Raw genomic sequence first — 20,522 nt, forward strand, 5'->3', positions numbered from 1 at the left:
GGAGACACTGGCCTTCGCGGACCGGGCTCAGAATAGGGGTCAGGCGGTCTTTGTCTTGCCGGCCAAGTAAGTGGTGAGGCGGGCGAAGCAGGACTGCCAGCCCTCGACGTGGTTGTCGCGCTCCGCCACGGTCTCGAAGATCTCTTGGTGGAACGTCATCTCCGTTTTGCCGTCCCGATCGGCGAGGACGACGGTGACGAGGGTGTCGTGTCCCCGCGCGCCTTCCTCTTCCCAGGCGAAACTGAAGACGAGCCGTTCCGGCGGGACGATCTCGTGGTAGACCCCCGATGCCCACAGTTCGGTCTCGCCGTCGCTCATGCAGGTGCGCCATCGGCCGCCCTCGGTGAGGTTGACCGTGCAGGACGTGGTGCTGAATCCGTCGGGGCCCCACCACTTCGCGAGATGGTCCGGGTCGGTCCACACCCGGAAGGCGAGTTCGCGGGGTGCGTCGAGCAGACGCGTGATCGTCAGGTCGGCCATCGTTCGATTCTCTTCCGCGCCCCGTGGTTGGCCCATGGCTGTATTCAACCAATGGGTTGAGCAAGGTCCTGGTTGGACTGTAGCGCGTCGGTCCGCCCTGTCAAGTCGCCGCGGGTGGGTGGACTCGGTTCGTATTGTCGGAGGATGAACCTGCGCTCAGCACTGTGGCTGCCGATCTTCGACGAGCTGGCCGATCCCGGGATCATCGCGCGTCTCGCCGCCGAGGCCGAAGAAGCGGGCTGGCACGGCTTGTTCGTCTGGGACCACGTCCGCTGGGACGAGCCGGTGCGCGCGATCGCGGATCCGTGGATCACCCTCGCCGCCGTCGCTTCCGCCACCGAGAACCTCGCCTTCGGTCCGATGGTCACGCCGCTGGCCCGCCGTCGTCCGGTCAAACTCGCCCGCGAGACGGCCACCCTGGACAGGCTGAGCGACGGAAGGCTGATCCTCGGCGCCGGCCTCGGCAGCGACCGGTTCGGCGGGGAGTTCTCCAGGACCGGCGACGAACAGGACGACCGCAAACGCGGCGAGATGCTGGACGAATCGCTCGAGATCCTCACCGCGGCCTGGTCCGGTGAACCGGTGCGGCACCACGGAACGCACTACACCGTCGACGACATCACCTTCATGCCCCGGCCCGTGCGCCCGATACCGGTGTGGTTGGCGGGTTTTCCCGGGAAGCGGAAACCGATGCGCAGGGCCGCGCGGTACGACGGGTTCTTCCCGGTCAACCTGCCGCACGCGGACGAGTTCGCCGAGGCGGTCGAGACGATCACCGCGATGCGCGATGGCGCGGAGGGGCCGTACGACTTCGCGATCGGCGTCCCCGCGGGCACGGATCTCGCGCCGTACGAGAGGGCGGGCGCGACCTGGTGGATGGCCGAATTCCCGTGGGACGACCTGTCCGTCGACGCCGTGCGTGGCGTGCTGCGGGACGGTCCGGCCTGACCGCGCCGGGTGGTCGTGAGTGGTGAGTGACGTTCTAACGACACTCACCACTCACGACCACCGGCGCGGGTGACGTCTTTAACAACCCTTTACTTTGGGCGCGGTCATGGTCGATACTGACGGCGAGGGGAGTACTTCCCAAGCGTCTGCCCGGTCAGTACGGACACTCCGCCGGTGTCCCCGGGAGGCCGCCCGCACTGGGTGAAGGAGACCTCGAACTTGATGTTCGAGGAGGCTCTGATGCCCGGATCCGTGGGCTCCGTATGGCTGTGGTCGATCAGTATCGTGGTCCTGCTGGCCCTGCTCGTCGCCGATTTCGTCGTCACCCGACGCCCGCATGAGGTGTCGATGCGGGAGGCCGTCGGCTGGTCCGTGTTCTACCTGGCGCTCCCCGTGTTCTTCGGGCTCTGGCTGTGGCTCGACTTCGGCAGTGGCCCCGCGGTCGAGTTCATGACGGGCTTCGTGGTGGAGAAGTCGCTGTCGGTGGACAACCTGTTCGTCTTCATGTTGCTGCTCGCCGCCTTCGCCGTCCCGCCCGCCGTACAGCAGCGCGTGCTGCTCTACGGCATCGTCGGCGCGCTCGTGCTCCGAGGCGTCTTCATCGCCGCCGGCGCCGCGATGCTGGCGGCGGGCACCTGGGCGTTCCTCGTCTTCGGCGTGATCCTGTTCGCCTCGGCGGTCAAGATCCTGCGCGAGGCGATGTCCGACGGGAGTACCGAACGGGATCTCTCCCAGCTGCGGTCGGTCCGGTTGCTGCGCAAGCTGATGCCGGTCACCGACGAGTACCGCGGTGCCCGCCTCACGGTGCGGGTGGACGGCCGCCGGGCCCTCACGCCCTTGGCCGTGGTGGTGGTCGCGGTCTTCGCCACCGACGTGGTCTTCGCCGTCGACTCGGTGCCCGCGGTCTACGGCATCACCGAAGACCCGTACCTGGTCTTCGCCACCAACGCCTTCGCCCTGCTCGGCCTGCGCGCCCTCTACTTCGTGCTGCGTTCGGCGCTGGCCAAGCTCGTCCACCTCAACCACGGTCTCGCGCTCATTCTCGCCTTCATCGGGGTGAAACTGGTGCTGCACTGGGCACACGGGATCTGGCCGGGCGTGCCGCAGGTGCCCACCCCGATCTCGCTGGCCGTGATCATCCTCGTGCTCGCCACCGTGATGTTCACGAGCATGCACGCGCGCCGTCGCGAGGCGGCCACGGCCGCGCGGGAGTGACCGATGATCACCGAACTGGTCGTCGGAGTCCTGCTCGACCTCGCCGTCCTCGCCGTGTTCCTCGCCGCGCTGGCACTGGTTTCCGCCGCCCTGCGGCCGCCGAGGCCACCTCGCGGCCCCATGCGGTAGCGGCGATCGGTCAGGGGAAGCGCAGCACGGTGATCCCGGCCAGCACGAAGAACACGAGCACCACCAGGGTTCCGCCGTGTCCACCGGACGAACTGGTCACGACCTGTTCGACGGCGCCGGTCAGCCGCACACCGCAGTCCGCGACGATGGTGTGCCTGCCCGCCTCGATCCGGGTGAACTCGACGGCCGTGGTGAAGGCTCCGGTGTCGTCGGCGTAGGCGCTGCCGACCCGTTCCCCGTCCGACGTCAGGGTGACGGCCTTGCCGGGTACGCAGCCCTTGCCGGTCGCGGAGAGCCGGTCGCCGGGCTGCACGCTCGGCCGGTCGAGGATCAGATCGTTCGGCCCGGCCGGGGTGCTGCTCGGTGCGGGGACGTCCGTCGACGGCGGGGGAGAGTCCGTTGTGGACGGTGGCGTGGTGGTGGGCGGAGTCGTCGTGGTGACCGGGGTGGTGGGCGTGGTGGGTGTCGTGGTCGTCCCCGGCCTGGTCGGGGTGGTCACCGGGACGGTCGGCTTCGTCGTCGGAGGCACCTTCGTCGTCGGCGGCACCGTGGTCACGGTCCCGGTCACGCGGAAGGTCGCGCTCCCGGTCAGCGGCCCGCCGGTCCGCGCGTTCGTGCAGGAGCCCGACACCGGGTAGCTCCCCGGCGTCGCGTTGCCCGGCACCGTCGCGGTGACCTGTCCACTGGGGACCTGGGGTGACGCGTTCGCCGACGCGAGGGGCGCTCCCGACCACGTGAAAGAAACCGGGCCTTTGCACGGGTAGAAATTCCAGGAAATGGTAAAAGAACTCCCGGCGGCACCGCTCGAAGGTTTCAAACCAACCGTGGACTGATAGGGGGATTGTTGCGCGTTACCCGCTCCCACCAGGGCAACTAAAAGCAGAAGTCCGGTCACGGCGGCGAATATCAGCCGAACCACGATACGCATTGGGACGTCCCTCTCCGGTAAGTGCTCGCTGTAGCATTCCGGACCAGTCGGATTACGCAAACAGGGGATGCGCACAATGGGACGTTTCATCGCGGCAGGGGTTGCGTTGGGTCTGGGTGTGCTCCTTCTGGGCGCGCCACCGGCCGCCGCGGCCGGTGGCGGACTCGAACTGGCGGTGACCCTCGACGACCGGCCGATCACGAACGCCACGGTCACGGTCGATCCGGCCAAGCAGATCGAACTCACCGTCACGGCGACCAACAGCGGCGGCACCGCGCTGAAGGTCCGCAGCGTGCGGGTGTCGGGCGTGGCGCTCGCCCTCACCTTCTTCGCCTACGACACCACGGCCCCGTTCGAGGTCCCCGCGCACAGCCGGATCACCAGGACCTTCGTGCTGGACATGGCCGATCTCGACGGCCAGGCGATCGGCCTGCTCCCGACGTCGGTCGAACTGCTCGACGCCCAGCGCGGCACCCTCGGCGAGGCCACCACGGTCGCCGACATCCGCGGGTCCTTCTGGTCCGTCTACGGTGCCTTCGGGCTCGCGATGCTCGTGCTCACCGTGCTGGCGTGGCTGACCGCCCTGCTCGCGCTCGCCCGCCACCGCCTGCCGCCCAACCGCTGGCGCCGCGGCCTGCGCTTCCTGCCCGCCGGATTCGGCACCGGTCTCGTCGCGGTCGTCTCGCTGTCGGTGCTGCGGCTGGTGCCGCCGGAACCGGCGGTCGAGATCCCGGTGGTACTCGGCGCCGCCGTCATCGCGTTCCTGCTCGGCTACCTGACGCCGCATCCGGCGCCGGGGCCCGCCGACGACGAGACGGTCCGCTTTCCCGACGCCACCAAGGAATTCAACCGATGAGCGCACCCGCCGAGGTGGTCGCCGCGCTGCCGCAGTACGAGATCGGGGCCGCGATCGGACAGGGCGGGATGGGGGTCGTCTTCGCCGGCGTCCACCGTTCCCTGCACCGCGACGTCGCGATAAAGCAGCTGCCGTGGGATGTGCTGAACCACGCCGTGAGCAGCGAACTCTTCGATCGCGAAGCGCGTGTGCTGGCCAGCCTCGACCATCCGCACATCGTCCCCGTCTACGACTACGTGCGCACCGGCCGCGAGCATCTGATGGTGATGGAACGCCTCGACGGCGGTACCGTGCACAGCCGTTTCCAGAACGGGGGAGTCACCGCCGAGCAGGCCTGCGCGATCGGCCTGGCGATGCTCGCCGGATTGCACGCGGCGCACGAAGCCGGGGTGCTGCATCTCGACGTCAAGCCCAAGAACCTGCTCTTCACCACGCAGGGCGTGATGAAGGTGGCCGACTTCGGCATCGCGAAGGTGATCAGTGAAGGCGCCACGCTGGTCACCCATGGCGGCGAAGTCCTCGGCACACCCGCCTACATCGCGCCGGAACAGGCGATGGGCAACGCGCTGAGCCCCGCCGCCGACGTCTACTCGGCGGGCACGGTGCTCTACGAACTGCTGTCCGGGAAACTGCCGTTCGACAACACCCGGGGCGCGATCAGCATGATGCGCCAGCACATGTTCACCGATCCGCGCCCGATCGACGGCGTGCCCGCCCCGATCGCCGGGGTCGTCATGCGTAGCCTCGCGCGCGAACTCGACTCCCGCTACCGCGACGCCGAGACGTTCGCGGCGGACCTCGCTTCGGCCGCCACCGCCGTTTACGGGCCAGGGTGGCTGGAGCGCTCCCGGGTTCCGGTACGCCACCTCACCCCGCGGGTCATCTCCGCGCTCAGCACGCCGGTCGCGGCGCCGGTTCCGGCCGGGGACGGCCCGACGCGACCGGTTCACCGGAGCACCCCGGATCCGACGCTTTCGGCGACCCGTGCGGCGTTCGAGCCAGAGTCCCGGCCCGCCGGGAAACCGGGATCGGTGCTGTGGTTCAGGCTCGCGGCGGGGGCGGCCGCGATCGTGCTCGTGGTGCTCGCGCTGCTCAACCCGGAACGGCTGCCACACGAGGCCCGGCTCATGGCCCTCGACGGTGTGCTGCTCACGGCGCCGGTGGAGGTGGATCTCAGCAAGTCGTTCACGGTGACCGGGCCCGGCCTCCCGCGGCAGTTGAGGCTCGACCTGACGGCCGCGGGGATACCGCTGGGTTCCGCGACGGCGACACCGAAGGCCGACGACGCCAACTATCGAGCGGATCTCCAGTTCCCCGCCCTCACCCGCTGGATCGTCGGCGGGGCGGTGACCGCCACGGTGACGATCGACGGCGTGCCTCAGACGTTCACGCTGCTCACCCGGCAGCATCCGCTCGCGAGCGCGCTCGGTGCGGGAAGTCTGATCCTCGCCCTGTTCGCCTTGGCGTATCTGGAATCCGGGTTGCGGACGATCCGGAACGGCCACCGCTGGCGCGGTGCGCTCGTCGCCGGTCCCGTCCTAGGTCTGCTGTTCGGCGCGACGGCGTGGCTGTGCGTTTCGGTGCTGCGGGTGCACGAACCCGCGGTGCTTTCCGGCGTCGGCAGCGCGATCGCGGGCGCGGTGGCGGCGGGTTTCGTCGTCGCGGCCGCCCGCGCGCGACGTCCGCGAACCCACTGATCCGCCAGGGGCGGCCCGGTTCCGAGGGCCGCCCCCGCGACGGGATCAGGACTTGCGGTGCTTGCCCTGGTCGTCCGTGACCTCGAACTGCTCCTTGCGGACCTTGCCGGAGACCGTCTGGTCCTCGGTGACGGTCTCCGTCTTGAGCCTCGCCCGTTCGACCGCGACGGTTTCCTTGTTCACCACCGGTTTCTCGGCGTGCAGCACGACTTCCTGCTCGTCCTCGCCGATTTCGGCCCGTTCACCGCCCGCCTTCGTGATCGGTTCCCGTTCGATGCGCACCTCTTCGTGGCTGACCGGCACGGTGACCTGCTGCTCCTCGGTGACGACGTACTTGCGCAGCCGGACATGGCCGGTCTCGACCTGTTCGGTGCCGACGTTCAGCCGCTCCTCGGAGCGCGTCATGGTGCGCTCGGCGTCCCGGTCCTTCTTGCCGTCGCCCGCGTCCATCCCGGACTTGCCGCGGCCGGTGCCACCCATGGCGCCCTGGCCCGCATCGGCGGGGTTCATCCCGGGACGGCCCCGGCCCTGGGCCCTGTCGTCCATCCGGCCGTCCGGCGACGTCCTCGGCATCGGGAGCCCGTAATGCTTGTACAGCCGCGCGCTCTCCTCCATGGACAGGTGGCCGTCGGCCTCGATGCGGGGCGCGTCGGAGACGGCCTCCTTGTCGACGCGGACGTGCACGCCGTCCTTGTCCGCGTGGGCGCCCGAGAGCGGGACGAAACTCTCCTTGGTGCCGAACAGACCCGTCTTCACGGTGATCCATTCCGGCTGGTGCGTCGCATCGGCGAGGTAGACGTTGCCGACCTTGCCGAGCTTGGTGCCCGTCGGGTCGACCACGGCACTGTCGATGAGTTCCTGCGGCTGCATGGTCTTCGCCATCGATCCTGCTCCTCCCGAACGATGTTGCTGCTGAGAAGCCCACCGTCGGCCGGGCCGATGATCATGGCAACCGTCGTGGTGCACCTGTGGGTGACCCCGGAAAGTGCGGGTTTGAAGGCGGGCGCGCTGGTTAGGCCCGGCGTGTCGTCGCAGGTGGAAGGGGGTGCCCGCCGGGTGACCGGCGGCCGGAGGGATGGCGCGAAGGTGTGGACCTCAGGTCCGCGTCCTCGGAAAACCGGATGCGCGGCCGCGGGGGTCTGTCCTACTCTCCCGATCGTGATGCAGCAACTGCTGTTCCTCTGAGGAACGACGCCTCCACCGGTACCGCGAGCCGCGGTACCGGAGTTCGTTCTTCCTGCTCATCACTTTCCCTGGAGGCAGTTCCTTCATGTCATCCCCTCTTTCTGCCGCGCCGCTGCGCGCGGCTCACGTCCGCCTGTCCGGTGTCCACCTCTCGTTCGGGGGACGGCCCGTGCTCTCCGGCGTCGACCTCGTCGCCGCCGCGGGCGAGCGGGTCGCCGTCGTCGGCGAGAACGGCCGTGGCAAGACCACCCTGCTCCGGGTACTCGCGGGCGAGCTGACCGCGGACCGCGGCGAAGTGCACCGCGCGGGTTCGGCCGGGGTCGCCGACCAGCAGATCCCGCTCGGCGCCACCGACACCGTCGGCGCACTGATCGACCTCGAACTGGCCTCCGTCCGCGATGCCCTGGCCCGCCTGGAGGCCGCGACCGAAGCGCTCGGTGACGGCCGTCCCGGCGCGGACGACCTTTTCGCCGCCGCGCTCGCGGAGGCCGAGGCCCTCGACGCTTGGGACGCCGACCGGCGGGTCGAGGTGTCCTTGGCCGCCCTGAACGCCGTCGACGACCGTGACCGTCCACTCGGGACACTTTCGGTCGGGCAGCGCCATCGGGTGCGGCTGGCCTGTCTGCTCGGGGCCGGGCGTTCCGTGCTGCTGCTCGACGAGCCGACCAACCACCTCGACGCCGCCGGGCTCGAGCACCTCACCGAGCGGTTGCGCGCCTACCCTGGCGTGGTCGTCCTGGTCAGCCACGACCGGGCGTTGCTCGCGGACGTGGCCACCACGGTGCTGGACCTCGATCCGTCGAGCGACGGCAGGCCGCGGGTCTACGGTGGTGGCTACGCGGCGTACCTCGACGCCCGTCAGGCCGAACGTGCTCGCTGGGAGGCCGCGCACGCCGAGCAGATCGCCGAGCGGCAACGGCTCGCCGACGACCTTTCCGCGGCGCGGAACCGGTTGCGCGACAACTGGCGGCCGCCCAAGGGAACCGGCAGGCATGTCCGCGCCACCCGCGCGCCGGGCCTGGTCCGCGCGGTGCACCGGCGACAGGAGGACCTGGCCGGGCATGTGGTGGCGGTCCCGCCGCCGCCCGCCCGGTTCGTCATGCCCGAGCTGCCGGAGCGTCGCGGCTCGACCCTGGTGCGGGCCGCCGGGGTGACGGTGGCCGGGCGGCTCACCCGGCCGGTCGATCTGGTGCTGGACGGCGGCGACCGGCTCGTGGTCACCGGCCCCAACGGCTCGGGCAAGTCGACGCTCCTGACCGTGCTGGCCGGGGAGCTGGAGCCGACCACGGGCACGGTCGTCCGGTCCCGCTCGGCGCGGATCGGGCGGCTGGGACAGGAGTCCGATCTGCCGAGCGGGCGCACGGCGACCGAGCTGTACGACCAGCAGCTCGCCAGGGCGGATACGCGGGGACCCGGATTGGGCGAGCTGGGCCTGCTCGCCGGGTACGACCGCCACCGGCCGGTGGGCGAACTGTCGGTCGGCGCCCGGCGGCGTCTCGACCTGGCACTGGTGCTGGCGCGCCGTCCGCATGTGGTGCTGCTGGACGAGCCGACCAACCACCTGTCCGCGACACTCGTCGATGAGCTGACCGCCGCGCTCGGGAACACCCCGGCCGCGGTGGTGATCGCGACGCACGACCGGCAGTTGTCACGGGACACGGAATCCTGGCCGCGGCTCGCGCTCTGAGCCGTCAACCGCGGTGGGCGATGGTGTAGCGCACGCTCTGCGCCAGCACCACGCTCCCGTCGGGTTCGCGCAACGGCTCGAGTTCCGCGAGCACGGCGCGGCGGACGGCGTCCTGGCGGTCTTCCGGCACCAGTTCCCAGAACATCCGCTGGCCCTGCGACCAGGACCAGGTGATCCACTGGCCGGGGTCGGCGAACTTCACCGGATAGACGCGTTCCACGGACGTGACGCCGGTGAAGCCCGCCGACTCCACGGCCCGGTCGAAGCCGTCGATGGTGGCGAACAGGCTCGCTCTGATGGCCAGGGTCCAGGCCAGTTCCGGCGATACGAACGGTTTGAACACCTCGCGTACGCCGGCCCAGCGGGGATCGTCGTCGCCGAACGTGGTCATCCCCAGCCGTCCGCCCGGTTTGAGCAGCCGGTGCCACGAGCGCAGGCCCTCGATCGGTTCCGGCAGGAAGAACACCACGAACGACGCGAGGGCCACGTCGAAGGCGGCGTCGTCCAGTGTCGGTTCTTGGGCGTCCATAAGGGAAACCGAGGCGTTGGCGGGCCCGCGGTCTTCGATGTCCTTCGCGGTGCGCTCGATCATTTCGGAGGATAAGTCGATGCCCAGCACCGATCCGTCCGCGCCGACCCGCTCGGCCGCGGGGAACAGCACCGCGCCGCGTCCGCAGCCGACGTCCAGCACCCGCTCGCCGGGGACGAGCGCGACCCGGTCGAGCAGTTCCCTGGCGAAGGTGCCGAAGAAGTCGACACCGAGGGCGTCGTAGGTCTTCGCCGTCCGGTCGAACAGCAGCGCCATCGCCTGCCGGGTGTACGCGCTCATCACCGGACGATGGCCCGGCGAAAACGGCGTTGTCAAACGCCGGTCCGGGATTTGTCACGCCGCTTTGAACGGCCGCGTCGCGGTTTCGGGCTGTCGTGAGTGGTAATGACGGTTCTAACCGTCATTACCACTCACGACCACCCTGGGCGCAGGCCGGAGGGGCGGGCGCGGGTGAGAGGGGCGGGCGCGGGTGAGAGGGGCGGGCCCGGGTGAAGGGCGCTTTCCCCGCATGCGATGCGGGGAAAGGGCCCTTCGCCGCATCGCATGCGGTGAAGGGCCCCTTCGGCAACTTGCGGCGGCCGGGTCGTGAGTGGCGAGTGTCGTTAGAACGACACTTACCGCTCACGACCCCCTGCGTTCGTTGCAGGGCGGTGGTTCTGACCGGTGGTGTCATCGGGCGAGTACGCATCACGGGTACTGGGCGGCATGACCAAGGTCGGACCTCGCAAGTAGTCGACTACTTGCGAGGTCTGCACCGCGAGCCAAGATGTGACCGTGCAATGAGCCTTTTCCATCCTGGGTTCGCTGGAGTTCGGTCGGGATTCCGTGAAGGCCTCCTTCCCTACTTTGCGAGTAGGGAAGGAGGCCTTCACGGACTGTGGTCTGGGGTACGGCACGCACGAACGACGGCCACCCCTCCGAAACCGAGGACGAGCGCGATCGTGAGTGGTAAGTGTCGTTAGAACGACACTTACCACTCACGACCAGGCGCGGGACAGCTGGGAAAGGACGATCAGGGCGCAGACGATCAGGTTCTTGATCTTGTGATCGACCAGGATGGCGACGAATTCGCGGATGGTGGCGCTCGGCCAGAAGTACCAGGCCGTCGGCGAACCGATGACCTGGCCGTTCACCTTGGCCCGGCGGGCGATGAGGGCGGCGCGGAGCACGTGGAAGTTGTTCGTGACCACCGTGCACCGGTAATCCGGCTTCCGCTGTTCCATGATTTCGGCGCTGAAGGTGAGATTCTCGAACGTCGTCGTGGACCGGTCCTCCAGAAGGATCCGCTCGCGTGGCAGCCCGGCCTCGACCAGGTAGTCGGCCATGGCGTGTGATTCCGGCAGGTCCTCGTCGGAGCCCTGTCCGCCCGAGGTGACCACCATCGGCTGCCCGCCGCGGCGATCCTCGGTGTCCACGACGGCCTTGGCCCGCTTGAGCCTGCCCGCGAGCAACGGCGGCACCCGGTACCCGTCGAGGAGGCCCGAGCCCAGTACGACGACGAAGTCCACGCCCTTCTCGGTGCGGATACGGCCGTAGACGATCGAGTACAGCAGGAAACAAACGAAGAGGAACGAAACGTAGACGACGATTCCGTTGAGGCTGCCCCGGAGGATGTCGAGGGGTTCCCAGGCCAGTTGCGTGACAGTCGCGTTGAACGCGATCAGCGCGCAGATGCCGATCCCGGTCAGCAGCGACAGCACGTTGGCCGGCCGGTGTCCTTCGCGGCGGAGCATGGTGATCCCGTTGCAGATCAGGAAGACCGTCAGCGCGAGCACCGTGGGCACGATCAGCAGGAGTACCCCGAACGCGACCAGACCCGCCGCCGAGGGCGACACCGAGGCGAGCAGCGCGATGAGGGTGACGCCGATGAAGAGGAGTGCGAAAAAGAGGTAGAAGCCGTTGCGGAGCCGGCGCCGGTCGCGAAGGAAGCTCACCAGGAACACCACGCAGCACACGGCCGCGATGGCGAAGAGGATTGCGGCGGCCTTCACTGGTTCTCCAGCCTTCGGACGATGGCGGCGGCATCGAATCGAAGCACAGACCGGCCTCGCGGGCGACGTCGCCCGTCGGCGTGTCGCTTTTCCTTGCCTGACCGGGTCACCGCGCGCGTTGCACGGGCCGCTCGTCCCACACCGGTTCCGCGGTCTCCCGGACCTTGCCGTCGGTCCCGAAGACGAGATACCGGTCGAAGTCCCGCGCGAACCAGCGATCGTGCGTCACCGCCACCGTGGTCCCTTCATACGCCTCCAGTGCCTGCTGCAGCGCTTCCGCCGAAGCGAGGTCGAGGTTGTCGGTCGGCTCGTCGAGCAACAGGATGGTGGCACCGCCGATTTCCAGCAGCAGGATCTGGAAACGCGCCTGCTGGCCACCGGACAGCTTCTCGAACCGCTGGTCGCCCTGGCCGTCGAGTTCGTAGCGGCGCAGGATGTTCATCGCCGGTCCGCGGCTCCGCGCGTGCTCGGTCCAGAGGATGTCGACGAGCGTCCGCCCGAGCAGTTCGGGGTGGGCATGCGTCTGCGCGAAGTGACCGGGGACGACCCGGGCGCCGAGCTTCCACAGTCCGTCGTGCGCGACGTCCTCACCGGCGAGCAGCCGCAGGAAGTGGGATTTCCCGGAGCCGTTCGAGCCGAGCACCGCGACCCGCTCCCCGTGGAAGATCTCCAGATCGAAGGGTTTCATCAGCCCGCGCAGTTCGAGGCCTGCGCAGGTGACGGCGCGGACACCGGTCCGGCCCCCACGCAGGCGCATGGTGATCTTCTGCTCGCGCGGGGGAGCGGCGGGCGGGCCCGACTCCTCGAATTTGCGCAACCGGGTCTGGGCGGCGTGGTAGCGCGAAGCCATCTCGTCGCTGCGCGCGGCGTACTGGCGCATGTCGACGACGAGTTTCTTGAGCTGGGCGTGCTTTTCGTCCCAGCGACGGCGCAGCTCCTCGAAGCGTTCGAAACGCTCGGCGCGTGCTTGGTGGTAGGTGCCGAAGCCGCCGCCGTGCACCCAGACGTCGCCGCCGTCGGGCCCGGGTTCGACGCTGATGATCTTCTTCGCCGCCCGCGCCAACAACTCCCGGTCGTGCGAAACGAACAGCACGGTCTTCTTGGTCTCGCGCAGCCGCTCTTCCAGCCACTGTTTCCCGGGGACGTCGAGGTAGTTGTCCGGCTCGTCGAGCAAAAGGACGCCGGAACCGCCGAGGAGCAGCGCCTCCAGGACCAGCCGTTTCTGCTCACCGCCGGAGAGGGTGCGGACCTCTCGCCAGCGCGCCTTCTCATACGGCAGGTTGAGCGCGGCCGTCGTGCATTTGTCCCACACGACTTCGGCTTCGTAACCGCGAGCGTCGCCCCAGTCCGCGAGAGCCTGGGCATAGGCCATTTGGGCCGCTTCGTCGTCGCGTTCCATCAACGCGAGTTCGGCCTCGTCGACCGCACGGGCCGCGGCGCGGAGCGCGTCCGGCGACACCGAGACGAGGAGATCCCGCACGGTCCGTTCGTCGCGCACCGACCCGACGAACTGGGGCATCACCCCGAGTCCGCCACTGATCGTCACCGAGCCGCCGTCGGGTTCGAGTTCACCCGAAATCAGCCTCAGCAAGGTGGTCTTGCCCGCCCCGTTGGCGCCGACGAGCGCGCAGACGGTGCCTTCGCCGACCCGGAACGAGACGTCGTCGAGCAGCAGCCGCCCGTCGGGCAGGTGGTATTCGACGTGCGCGACCTCCACATGCCCCATGGCGACAGCCTGCCGTCACGCTCGGGAATCACGCAACGCAATATCTCCGGTAAGGTCGTCGACGTGGAGCGAACCTACTTCGGTGTGCGGCTCAAGCTGATGCTTGCGCTGTTCCTGCCGGAGTTGTTCGTCGTCCTGCCGGTCGTCGGCGGGGTCAACCCGCTGAGCCTGGCCACCGCGCTGACAGCGTCGGTGGCGGTCGCCAACCCGCTGGCGCTGGCCGCCACCATGACCGCGTCCCTCGCCCTCGTCCTGCTCGCGCTCGCCGCGCATTTCCGTCTGGAACCGGCGGCCGCCGCGATGAAGGTGCGCGCCATCACCCTGCGCGAACGCGCGCAGCTGTTCCTGAGCCTGCGCGATCCCGACGCACGCGGCCGCGTCCGGCCCAGGGCTCCGTCACGGGGCATCGTGGCTGCCTGACCTCTCCTTGTTCGAAGGTGAGGCAGTCACTCCTGCCCCTTCACCTTCAAACGACGGAGTGACCTGGTCATGTTCGATGTCTTCCTGTACCCCGTTTCCGCCATTCTCTGGTTCTGGCACAAGGTTTTCGGCGCTGTCTTGAGTCCCGACTCGGGCGTTGCCTGGGTGCTGTCCATCACCTTCCTCGTCTTCACGCTGCGGCTCCTGCTGGTCAAACCCGCTCTCAGTGCCTTGCGGGCAGGCCGCCGCACGCAGGCGCTCGCCCCGCAGATGGCGAAGATCAAGGAGAAATACGGCAAGGATCGCCAGCGGATGGCGAAGGAGATCCAAAAACTCCACGCCGACAACGGTTCCAGCCCGCTGGGCGGCTGCCTCCCGGCGCTGATCCAGCTGCCGGTGTTCCTGTCGCTGTACTGGGTGCTGCGTGATTTCACCCCGGGCGCCCGGTCGAACCACGTTTTCGACCACGCCGGGGTCGAGTCGTTCCTGAACGCCGGACTGTTCGGCGCGAAGCTCGGCAACTGGCTTTCGCAACCGGCGGCGGAGCTGGCCGCGTTCGGCACGGATCACGCCCACATGATCGCGGTCGGGGTGCCGTTGATGCTGGTCGCCGGTCTGGCGACGTTCTTCTCGATGCGCGCGAGCCTCACCCGGCAGACCGCGGCCGCCCCGCAGGCGGCGGGGATCGCCAAGCTGATGATGTATCTGGCACCAGTAGGGATGCTGGTCTCCGGCTCGTTCTTCCCGGTGCCGATCGGGGTGCTGCTGTACTTCCTGGCCACCAACGTGTGGACGCTGGGACAGCAGCATTTCCTCACGAAGGTCGTCGACAGGGAAGAGGAGGAGCGGGTGGCCGCGAAACCGAAGGTGGCGGGCCCGCGCCCCGGGCAGAAACCCCGGCGGGGCTAGGACACGACTCTGGCCGGGCGGTGGGACACCGCCCGGCCCAGGTCGTCACGTCACCAGATGCGCACTTCGTAGACCCGCACGGTCCCGGCGAAGCCGACACCCTGCCAATAGCCGAGGGTCGACGTTTCGTAGCGGCCGTTGCGTTCGTAGTTGACCGTCACCTTGTTGTTGCCCGAAAAGACGTTGTAGACGCCCCTGATGTTCGTGCCGGTGACGCCGGCGTTGGCGAAACAACGGTTGGTGCCCATTCCGTTGCCGAACGAAATGTCCAGCTTCACGAAGTCGTCCCGGTTGCCGCAGGCGACCTCGCCGATGGCGAACGCCGGGGTGGCCGGAACGGCCGCGACCAGGCCGAGCGCGGTCGCGCCGACAACCGCGAGTAGGGCAGAAGCGCCAAGGATGGGCCTGGGCTGGTCGTGAGTGGTAATGACGGTTAGAACCGTCATTACCACTCACGAGCCTGGACCGGCCTCGGGTCGGGTCACTCCGGCGGTTTGGGGTTCTTGCGCTGGTTGGCGAGGAAGCGTGCCTTCTTCTGCCGATTCCCGCACGTGTTCATGTCACACCATTTGCGGGTGCGGCTTTGGCTGGTGTCGAAGAAGGCGGCCCGGCAGGTCGGCGAGGCGCACAAGGCCATTTTCCCGTCTCGTTCGCCCGCGATGATGCTGATCGCGTCGGCGGCGATCACGCCGAGGGCGTCTTCCACACAGGAAACCCGCCATCGCCGCTGCCCCTCGGGCGTCAGGACGGCTGAGGCATGGGCTTGGGCGCTGCGGTCGTTGATGACCTCGACGGCGGGAGTGGGGAGCGCTTCTTGGAGCGCGGTCGCCGTCGCGGCGGCGTGGATCGCTTCCCGCAGTTCCCGGGCGAGGTCGAGCTGGGCTGTGCTGCAGGAGTCCACGGCGAGGCCGCTCACCGCCAGCCAGTCGACGAGTCGTTGCGGCGTGGGGATCCGCTCCACGGCGTCGCCACACCGCTCCGTCAGGGTCGCGGTGAAGCTGGTCGCGAGCACGGTACCGAGGCGGAAGTCGGGGAACCCAGCAGGCATGGAACCACCTTAGCCGGTTGCGGTCCGGCAGGAGAACCTGTTAGAACCGTCTTAGCCGGTTCTCAAATGTCTGGAGGTCTCATGCCCCTTTCGACCAGCGACGTGCAAGCCTTCGAAGCCCGCGCGACGGACGCCGACCTCGACGATCTGCGTACCCGGCTGGCCGCGGCGCGGCTACCGGAGGCCGAAACGGTCCATCGCGCCCCGCCCGGCCCTCGCCGATGGGCACAGGGCGTCCCTCTCGCCGACCTCGTCGAGGTCGTGGACTACTGGCGCACCGGGTACGACTGGCGGGCGTTCGAAGAGCGCCTCGACCGGATCGGCCAGTTCCGCACCACGATCGACGGGCTCGGAATCCACTTCCTGCACCGCCGGTCCCCGCGCGCGGACGCCACTCCTCTGGTGCTGACGCACGGCTGGCCGGGCAGCGTCGCCGAGTTCGTCGATGTGGTGGACGAACTGGCGGATCCGGAAGACGCCGCCGCGCCGGCGTTCCATGTCGTGGCTCCCTCGTTGCCGGGTTTCGGCTACAGCGACAAGCCGGCGACCACCGGCTGGGGAACCGAGAAGATCGCGGCCGCGTGGGTGGAGCTGATGGGAAGGCTCGGCTACGGCGGGTTCCTGGCCCACGGCGGCGACTGGGGAGGCAATATCACCACGGTCCTCGGCGGCAGGTTCCCGGCGCAGGTCCTCGGTATCCACACCACGTTCGCGGAGGGACTGCCCGGATCGACGACGGACGGGCTGACGGCGGTGGAGCGCGAGTGGACCGAGGAGACTCGCGACTTTTGGCTCAACCGCGCGGCGTACGCGAAACAGCAGGCGACCCGGCCGCAGACCATCGGCTACTCGCTCGTCGACTCGCCGGTCGGGCTGCTCGCCTGGATCCTCGACAAGTTCGCCGAGTGGACGGACACCGAAGACAGCCCGTTCGAGACGATCTCCAGGGACCGGATCCTCGACGACGTCACCCTGTACTGGCTGACGCGGTCCGGCGCGTCGGCGGCCCGCATCTACTGGGAAAGCCACAACTCGCTCGATCCCGGGCTCCGGGTCGACGTGCCGTCGGCGATCACCATGTATCCCCGCGACATCGAGAAGAGCCCGCTCGCCTGGGCGCGGGAACGGTACCGGCGGATCGTCCGGTGGAGGTCGCCCGGTAGTGGGGGACACTTCCCGTCGCTGGAGGTTCCCGGGTATTTCGTCAAGGACCTCCAAGAGGGCCTCGCCGCGGTGCTGGCCGCCCGCCGCTGACACCTCGGCCGGGAAGAGCCACGAACTGTTCGGTACCGGCGTGTCGGGAACGGCGTGATGGGGAATCATCTCGCTCTGCCCGGGAACTGTTCCCGGGCGGGTGGGTGTTCCCGGCGCCGTCCGGCGCCGGGAACGCGTAGTCCACCGCTCAGCGAGTCCGCAGGTGGCGGCCGGTGAGCGACTCGGAGTCCTCCGCCAGCGCCGCGGGCGTTCCTTCGAAGACGACCCGTCCGCCGTCGGAACCCGCGCCGGGCCCGATGTCGATGACGTGGTCGGCGTGCGCGATCACCCGCTGGTTGTGTTCGATCAGGACCAGTGTCGCGCCGTCGTCGACGAGGTCGTCGCACAGGGCGAGCAGGCGGTCGACGTCGCTGCCGTGCAGTCCGGCGGTGGGTTCGTCGAGGACCAGGCGCAGGTCGTCCGCCGGACCCGCGTCGGCGAGGTGGCGGGCGAGCAGGAGCCGCTGGCGTTCCCCGCCGGACAGGGTGTCGAGGCTCTGCCCGATCGTCAGGTAGCCGAGCCCGGTCCGGTCCAGCCAGCGCAGCCGCCGCGCGAGGGGGGAGCGCTCGCCGAACAGGGCGGCGGCGTCCGCGGGGTTCATCGCCAGTACGTCGGCGATGCTGTGGCCGTTCAGGCGCGCGGCGAGCGCCGCCGGGTTGAACCGGGTTCCGCCGCAGGCGTCGCAGCCGGTCTGGACGTCGTCGAGGAAGGCGAGGTCGGTGATGATGACGCCCTTGCCCTTGCAGACGGGGCAGGCCCCCCGGCCGTTCGCGCTGAACCACGACGGATGCTTCCCGGTGGCCTTGCCGAAGGCGTCACGGAGGGGTTCGGCGATACCGAGCACCGTGGCGGGGGTCGACCGGATGCCGCCGCGCAGCGGAGCCTGCTCGACGACGACGAAATCGGGATGCTGCCGGGGGAGTTCGCCCGCGATCAGGCTGCTCTTGCCGGAACCGGCGACCCCCGAGACGACGGTCAGCACGCCGAGCGGCACGTCGACGGTGACGTCACGCAGGTTGTGGCTGCGGGCGCGGGAGATCGTCACGGTTCCCTTGGGCACGCGGGTTCGCTGCCGGAAGTCGATCGGGGCGCGCAGGATCCGGCCGGTTTCGGTGCCCGTCGCGGCGAGCCGGGCGGGGGTGCCTTCGAACTGGACTCGGCCGCCGTCGGCGCCGCCTGCCGGCCCGAGGTCGATGACGTGGTCGGCGGCGGTGATCACCGCGGGATGATGTTCGACCACGAGGATCGTGTTGTGCGCGTCGCGGAGCTTGGCCAGCAGTTCGAGGAGCCGGTGCACGTCATGCGGGTGCAGTCCGGTGCTGGGCTCGTCGAACACGTAGCAGACGTCGCTGAGCGCGCTGCCGAGGTGACGGACGATCTTGACGCGCTGGGCCTCGCCGCCGGACAGCGTCCGCGATTCCCTGGCCAGGCTGAGGTAGCCGAGACCGACGGAAGCCAGTGCGTCGAGGCGTTCGCGGATGGCCCGCAGCAGCGGCGCCACCGCCGGATCGCGCACGGTCGTGACGACGTCGCGCAGTTCGCCGACCGGCATCGCCGACCAGTCCGCGATGGACCGCCCGTCGATCAGGCTCTTCCTCGCGGCCTCGGCGAGGCGGGTCCCCGCGCAGTCCGGGCAGGTGCTCCGCGTGACGACTCCGGTGAGCCCTTCCTGCTCCTCGGCGGTGAGGCGGGACGGCGTCTTGCGCAGGTACGAATCCCGCAGCCGCGGGACGACACCCTCGAAGACGCCGTGCTTGGGGTACTCGGGGCCGGGGTTGTCGAGGGGAAGTCCTTCGGCGTGCAGCAGGGTTTCGACCTTCGTGGACGGCAACCGTCCTAACGGGACATCCGGATCGACGAGCCCGGAGTGGACGAGCCGCTTCCAGCGGTAGGTCCCCGGCGCGAACGTCGGGAAGCGCACGGCTCCCTCGCGCAGGCTCAGCGACCGGTCGAGCAGCCGGTCGAGATCGATGTCGTCGACCACGCCGAGCCCTTCGCAGCGCGGGCACATCCCGCTGGGATCGTTGAACGAGTAGGCGGGCGAGAACCCGGCGCTCGGCTCTCCGACGCGGGAGAACAGCAGGCGCAGCAGCGGGGCGATGTCGCTCGCCGTGCCCACCGTCGACCGCGCGTTCCCGGTGAACCGCCGTTGGTCGACGATCGTGGTGAAGACCAGCCCGTCGATCCGGTCGACGTCGGGCGGCGGATGCTGGGGGAGCCGGTTGCGGACGAAGGCGGGATACGTCCCGGTGACCAGGCGTTCGGCTTCGGCCGCGATCGTGTCGAACGCCAGCGACGACTTCCCCGATCCCGATACGCCGGTGAACACCGTCAACCGGTGCTTCGGCACCCGGACCGACACCTCCCGGAGGTTGTGCGTCCTGGCTCCTTCGACCGTGATCCACCGGCCGCGTTCGGACTGCGATGTGGACATGAAACCAAGCTACGATGAGATGTGGCCGGATTACGGCCACAATTAGCGGGAGGTGCGGTGACGGAACCACGGGAACGGATGCTGCGGCTGCTGTCGCTCCTGCAGACCGGCCGCCAGTGGCCCGCCGCTGACCTCGCTTCGGCCATGGAAGTCCCACCCCGCACGCTCCGCCGGGACATCGACCACCTGCGCACGCTGGGCTATCCCGTGGAGAGCACCCGCGGCCCGGGCGGCCATTACCGCCTCGTCGCGGGCGCGGCGCTGCCGCCGCTCATGCTGGAACACGACGAGGCGATCGCCACCGTGCTCGGCCTGCGCCTCGCCGCGGCGGGTGGCACCGGGATCGACCTCACCGCCGAATCGGCGGACCGCGCCGCCACGAAGCTCCGGCGTGTCCTGCCCGCCGCCCTGCGACGGCGCACCGACGAAATGCTCGCCTCGGTCGAATTCGGCGGCGGTGAACAGCCGCAGGTCACTCCTGACGTCCTGAACGTCCTCGCGGCGGCGATCGCGGCTCGCCGATGCCTCGAGTTCGAGTACACCGCCAAGGACGGCCCGTCGTCCCGGACGGTCGAGCCGATGCGCCTGGTCCAGCTCGGCACGCGGTGGTACCTCTACGCCTGGGACCTCGGCAGACGGGACTGGCGGAGTTTCCGCCTCGACCGGATCACCGCGCCGAGGACGACCGAAGTGGCGTTCGAGCCCCGCGCGCTCCCGGTCGACGACGTCGCGGGCCACCTCCAAGAACGGTTCCACAGCCCGAAATCGCTGCGGGTCACGCTGACCTTGCAGGTCGGCGCCGGTGAAGCCGCGGCCCGCCTCCACCGGATCGACGGCACTTTCGAAGCGCTCGGCGACCAGAGCTGCAGGTACGTCGCGTACGTCGATTCCTTCGAGTGGCTGGCCGTCGTGCTGGTGCTCACCGACATCGACTTCACCGTCGAGGAGCCGGCAGAGTTCGGCGAGTACCTCGCGCGGACCGGACGACGTCTGCTTCGCGGGACCGCCGGCTCGTGAGTGGTAATGACGGTTCTAACCGTCATTACCACTCACGACGGGCCTGGG

Annotated in this window: 20 protein-coding genes; 11 read left to right on the plus strand and 9 right to left on the minus strand. The window is 69.3% G+C overall.

What is annotated here, in order from left to right; genetic code table 11:
* Positions 1–39: 39 nt before the first annotated feature.
* Positions 40–480, minus strand: a complete 441-nt coding sequence (locus L324_RS19040; RefSeq protein ID WP_037309933.1) for an SRPBCC family protein — start codon at positions 478–480, stop codon at positions 40–42.
* A gap of 144 nt (positions 481–624) precedes the next feature.
* Between L324_RS19040 and L324_RS19045 the strand changes: the two genes are divergently transcribed.
* The 3 genes from L324_RS19045 (at position 625) to L324_RS43895 (ending at position 2,772) form a co-directional block, all read left to right on the plus strand.
* On the plus strand, positions 625–1,428 hold the full coding sequence (locus L324_RS19045) for an LLM class flavin-dependent oxidoreductase (RefSeq protein WP_037309936.1): 804 nt from the start codon (positions 625–627) through the stop codon (positions 1,426–1,428).
* A gap of 240 nt (positions 1,429–1,668) precedes the next feature.
* Positions 1,669–2,643, plus strand: a complete 975-nt coding sequence (locus tag L324_RS19050; protein ID WP_152546912.1) for a TerC/Alx family metal homeostasis membrane protein — start codon at positions 1,669–1,671, stop codon at positions 2,641–2,643.
* A 3-nt stretch (positions 2,644–2,646) separates the two neighbouring features.
* On the plus strand, positions 2,647–2,772 hold the full coding sequence (locus tag L324_RS43895) for a hypothetical protein (protein ID WP_268871925.1): 126 nt from the start codon (positions 2,647–2,649) through the stop codon (positions 2,770–2,772).
* A gap of 10 nt (positions 2,773–2,782) precedes the next feature.
* On the opposite strand, the gene L324_RS19055 is transcribed toward L324_RS43895, so the two are convergent.
* Positions 2,783–3,085, minus strand: coding sequence for a hypothetical protein (locus L324_RS19055; protein WP_081736395.1), 303 nt, complete (start codon positions 3,083–3,085; stop codon positions 2,783–2,785).
* Between L324_RS19055 and L324_RS43620 the strand changes: the two genes are divergently transcribed.
* The 3 genes from L324_RS43620 to L324_RS19070 all read left to right on the plus strand — a co-directional run bounded on the left by L324_RS43620 (position 3,051) and on the right by L324_RS19070 (position 6,253).
* The gene (locus tag L324_RS43620; protein ID WP_081736396.1) at positions 3,051–3,410 is read left to right on the plus strand and encodes a hypothetical protein; all 360 of its coding nucleotides are present in this window, start codon (positions 3,051–3,053) and stop codon (positions 3,408–3,410) included. The genes L324_RS19055 and L324_RS43620 overlap by 35 nt on opposite strands.
* Before the next feature lie 366 nt (positions 3,411–3,776).
* Positions 3,777–4,556, plus strand: a complete 780-nt coding sequence (locus L324_RS19065) for a hypothetical protein (RefSeq protein ID WP_051173967.1) — start codon at positions 3,777–3,779, stop codon at positions 4,554–4,556.
* A complete protein-coding gene (locus L324_RS19070; RefSeq protein WP_037309948.1) occupies positions 4,553–6,253 on the plus strand; it encodes a serine/threonine-protein kinase in 1,701 nt (566 codons plus the stop codon). Before L324_RS19065 ends, L324_RS19070 begins: the two co-directional genes overlap by 4 nt.
* A gap of 45 nt (positions 6,254–6,298) precedes the next feature.
* Here L324_RS19070 and L324_RS19075 read toward each other — a convergent pair whose 3' ends face one another.
* Positions 6,299–7,135 carry a DUF2382 domain-containing protein gene (locus L324_RS19075; RefSeq protein ID WP_037309952.1) on the minus strand — a complete coding sequence of 279 codons (837 nt, stop codon included), beginning with the start codon at positions 7,133–7,135 and terminating at the stop codon, positions 6,299–6,301.
* Between the two features lie 388 nt (positions 7,136–7,523).
* On the opposite strand from L324_RS19075, the gene L324_RS19085 reads away from it, so the two are divergent.
* Positions 7,524–9,125, plus strand: a complete 1,602-nt coding sequence (locus tag L324_RS19085) for an ABC-F family ATP-binding cassette domain-containing protein (RefSeq protein WP_037309958.1) — start codon at positions 7,524–7,526, stop codon at positions 9,123–9,125.
* A 4-nt stretch (positions 9,126–9,129) separates the two neighbouring features.
* Here the strand turns inward: L324_RS19085 and L324_RS19090 are convergent, their stop codons facing one another.
* From L324_RS19090 to L324_RS19100, 3 genes are all read right to left on the minus strand, one after another.
* A complete protein-coding gene (locus L324_RS19090; protein WP_037309963.1) occupies positions 9,130–9,954 on the minus strand; it encodes a class I SAM-dependent methyltransferase in 825 nt (274 codons plus the stop codon).
* Between the two features lie 698 nt (positions 9,955–10,652).
* On the minus strand, positions 10,653–11,666 hold the full coding sequence (locus tag L324_RS19095) for a YdcF family protein (protein ID WP_037309966.1): 1,014 nt from the start codon (positions 11,664–11,666) through the stop codon (positions 10,653–10,655).
* 106 nt (positions 11,667–11,772) lie between these two features.
* On the minus strand, positions 11,773–13,392 hold the full coding sequence (locus tag L324_RS19100; protein WP_037309969.1) for an ABC-F family ATP-binding cassette domain-containing protein: 1,620 nt from the start codon (positions 13,390–13,392) through the stop codon (positions 11,773–11,775).
* A gap of 63 nt (positions 13,393–13,455) precedes the next feature.
* Here L324_RS19100 and L324_RS19105 point away from each other — a divergent pair, with 63 nt between their 5' ends.
* The gene (locus L324_RS19105; protein ID WP_037310248.1) at positions 13,456–13,812 is read left to right on the plus strand and encodes a DUF6412 domain-containing protein; all 357 of its coding nucleotides are present in this window, start codon (positions 13,456–13,458) and stop codon (positions 13,810–13,812) included.
* Between the two features lie 69 nt (positions 13,813–13,881).
* A complete protein-coding gene (gene yidC, locus L324_RS19110) occupies positions 13,882–14,721 on the plus strand; it encodes a membrane protein insertase YidC (protein ID WP_037309972.1) in 840 nt (279 codons plus the stop codon).
* A 50-nt stretch (positions 14,722–14,771) separates the two neighbouring features.
* Here yidC and L324_RS19115 read toward each other — a convergent pair whose 3' ends face one another.
* Positions 14,772–15,167, minus strand: coding sequence for a beta/gamma crystallin domain-containing protein (locus L324_RS19115; RefSeq protein ID WP_235783573.1), 396 nt, complete (start codon positions 15,165–15,167; stop codon positions 14,772–14,774).
* 35 nt (positions 15,168–15,202) lie between these two features.
* The gene (locus tag L324_RS19120; RefSeq protein ID WP_037309974.1) at positions 15,203–15,769 is read right to left on the minus strand and encodes a CGNR zinc finger domain-containing protein; all 567 of its coding nucleotides are present in this window, start codon (positions 15,767–15,769) and stop codon (positions 15,203–15,205) included.
* A gap of 81 nt (positions 15,770–15,850) precedes the next feature.
* On the opposite strand from L324_RS19120, the gene L324_RS19125 reads away from it, so the two are divergent.
* The gene (locus L324_RS19125; RefSeq protein WP_037309976.1) at positions 15,851–17,023 is read left to right on the plus strand and encodes an epoxide hydrolase family protein; all 1,173 of its coding nucleotides are present in this window, start codon (positions 15,851–15,853) and stop codon (positions 17,021–17,023) included.
* Between the two features lie 148 nt (positions 17,024–17,171).
* Here L324_RS19125 and L324_RS19130 read toward each other — a convergent pair whose 3' ends face one another.
* On the minus strand, positions 17,172–19,457 hold the full coding sequence (locus L324_RS19130; protein WP_051173968.1) for an excinuclease ABC subunit UvrA: 2,286 nt from the start codon (positions 19,455–19,457) through the stop codon (positions 17,172–17,174).
* A gap of 57 nt (positions 19,458–19,514) precedes the next feature.
* Between L324_RS19130 and L324_RS19135 the strand changes: the two genes are divergently transcribed.
* Positions 19,515–20,474: a helix-turn-helix transcriptional regulator gene (locus L324_RS19135; protein ID WP_235783574.1), complete on the plus strand. Its 960-nt coding sequence runs from the start codon at positions 19,515–19,517 to the stop codon at positions 20,472–20,474.
* Positions 20,475–20,522 lie beyond the last annotated feature (48 nt).

This window comes from Amycolatopsis orientalis DSM 40040 = KCTC 9412, from assembly GCF_000478275.1.
In the GTDB taxonomy this organism is placed as follows: Bacteria; Actinomycetota; Actinomycetes; order Mycobacteriales; family Pseudonocardiaceae; genus Amycolatopsis; species Amycolatopsis orientalis.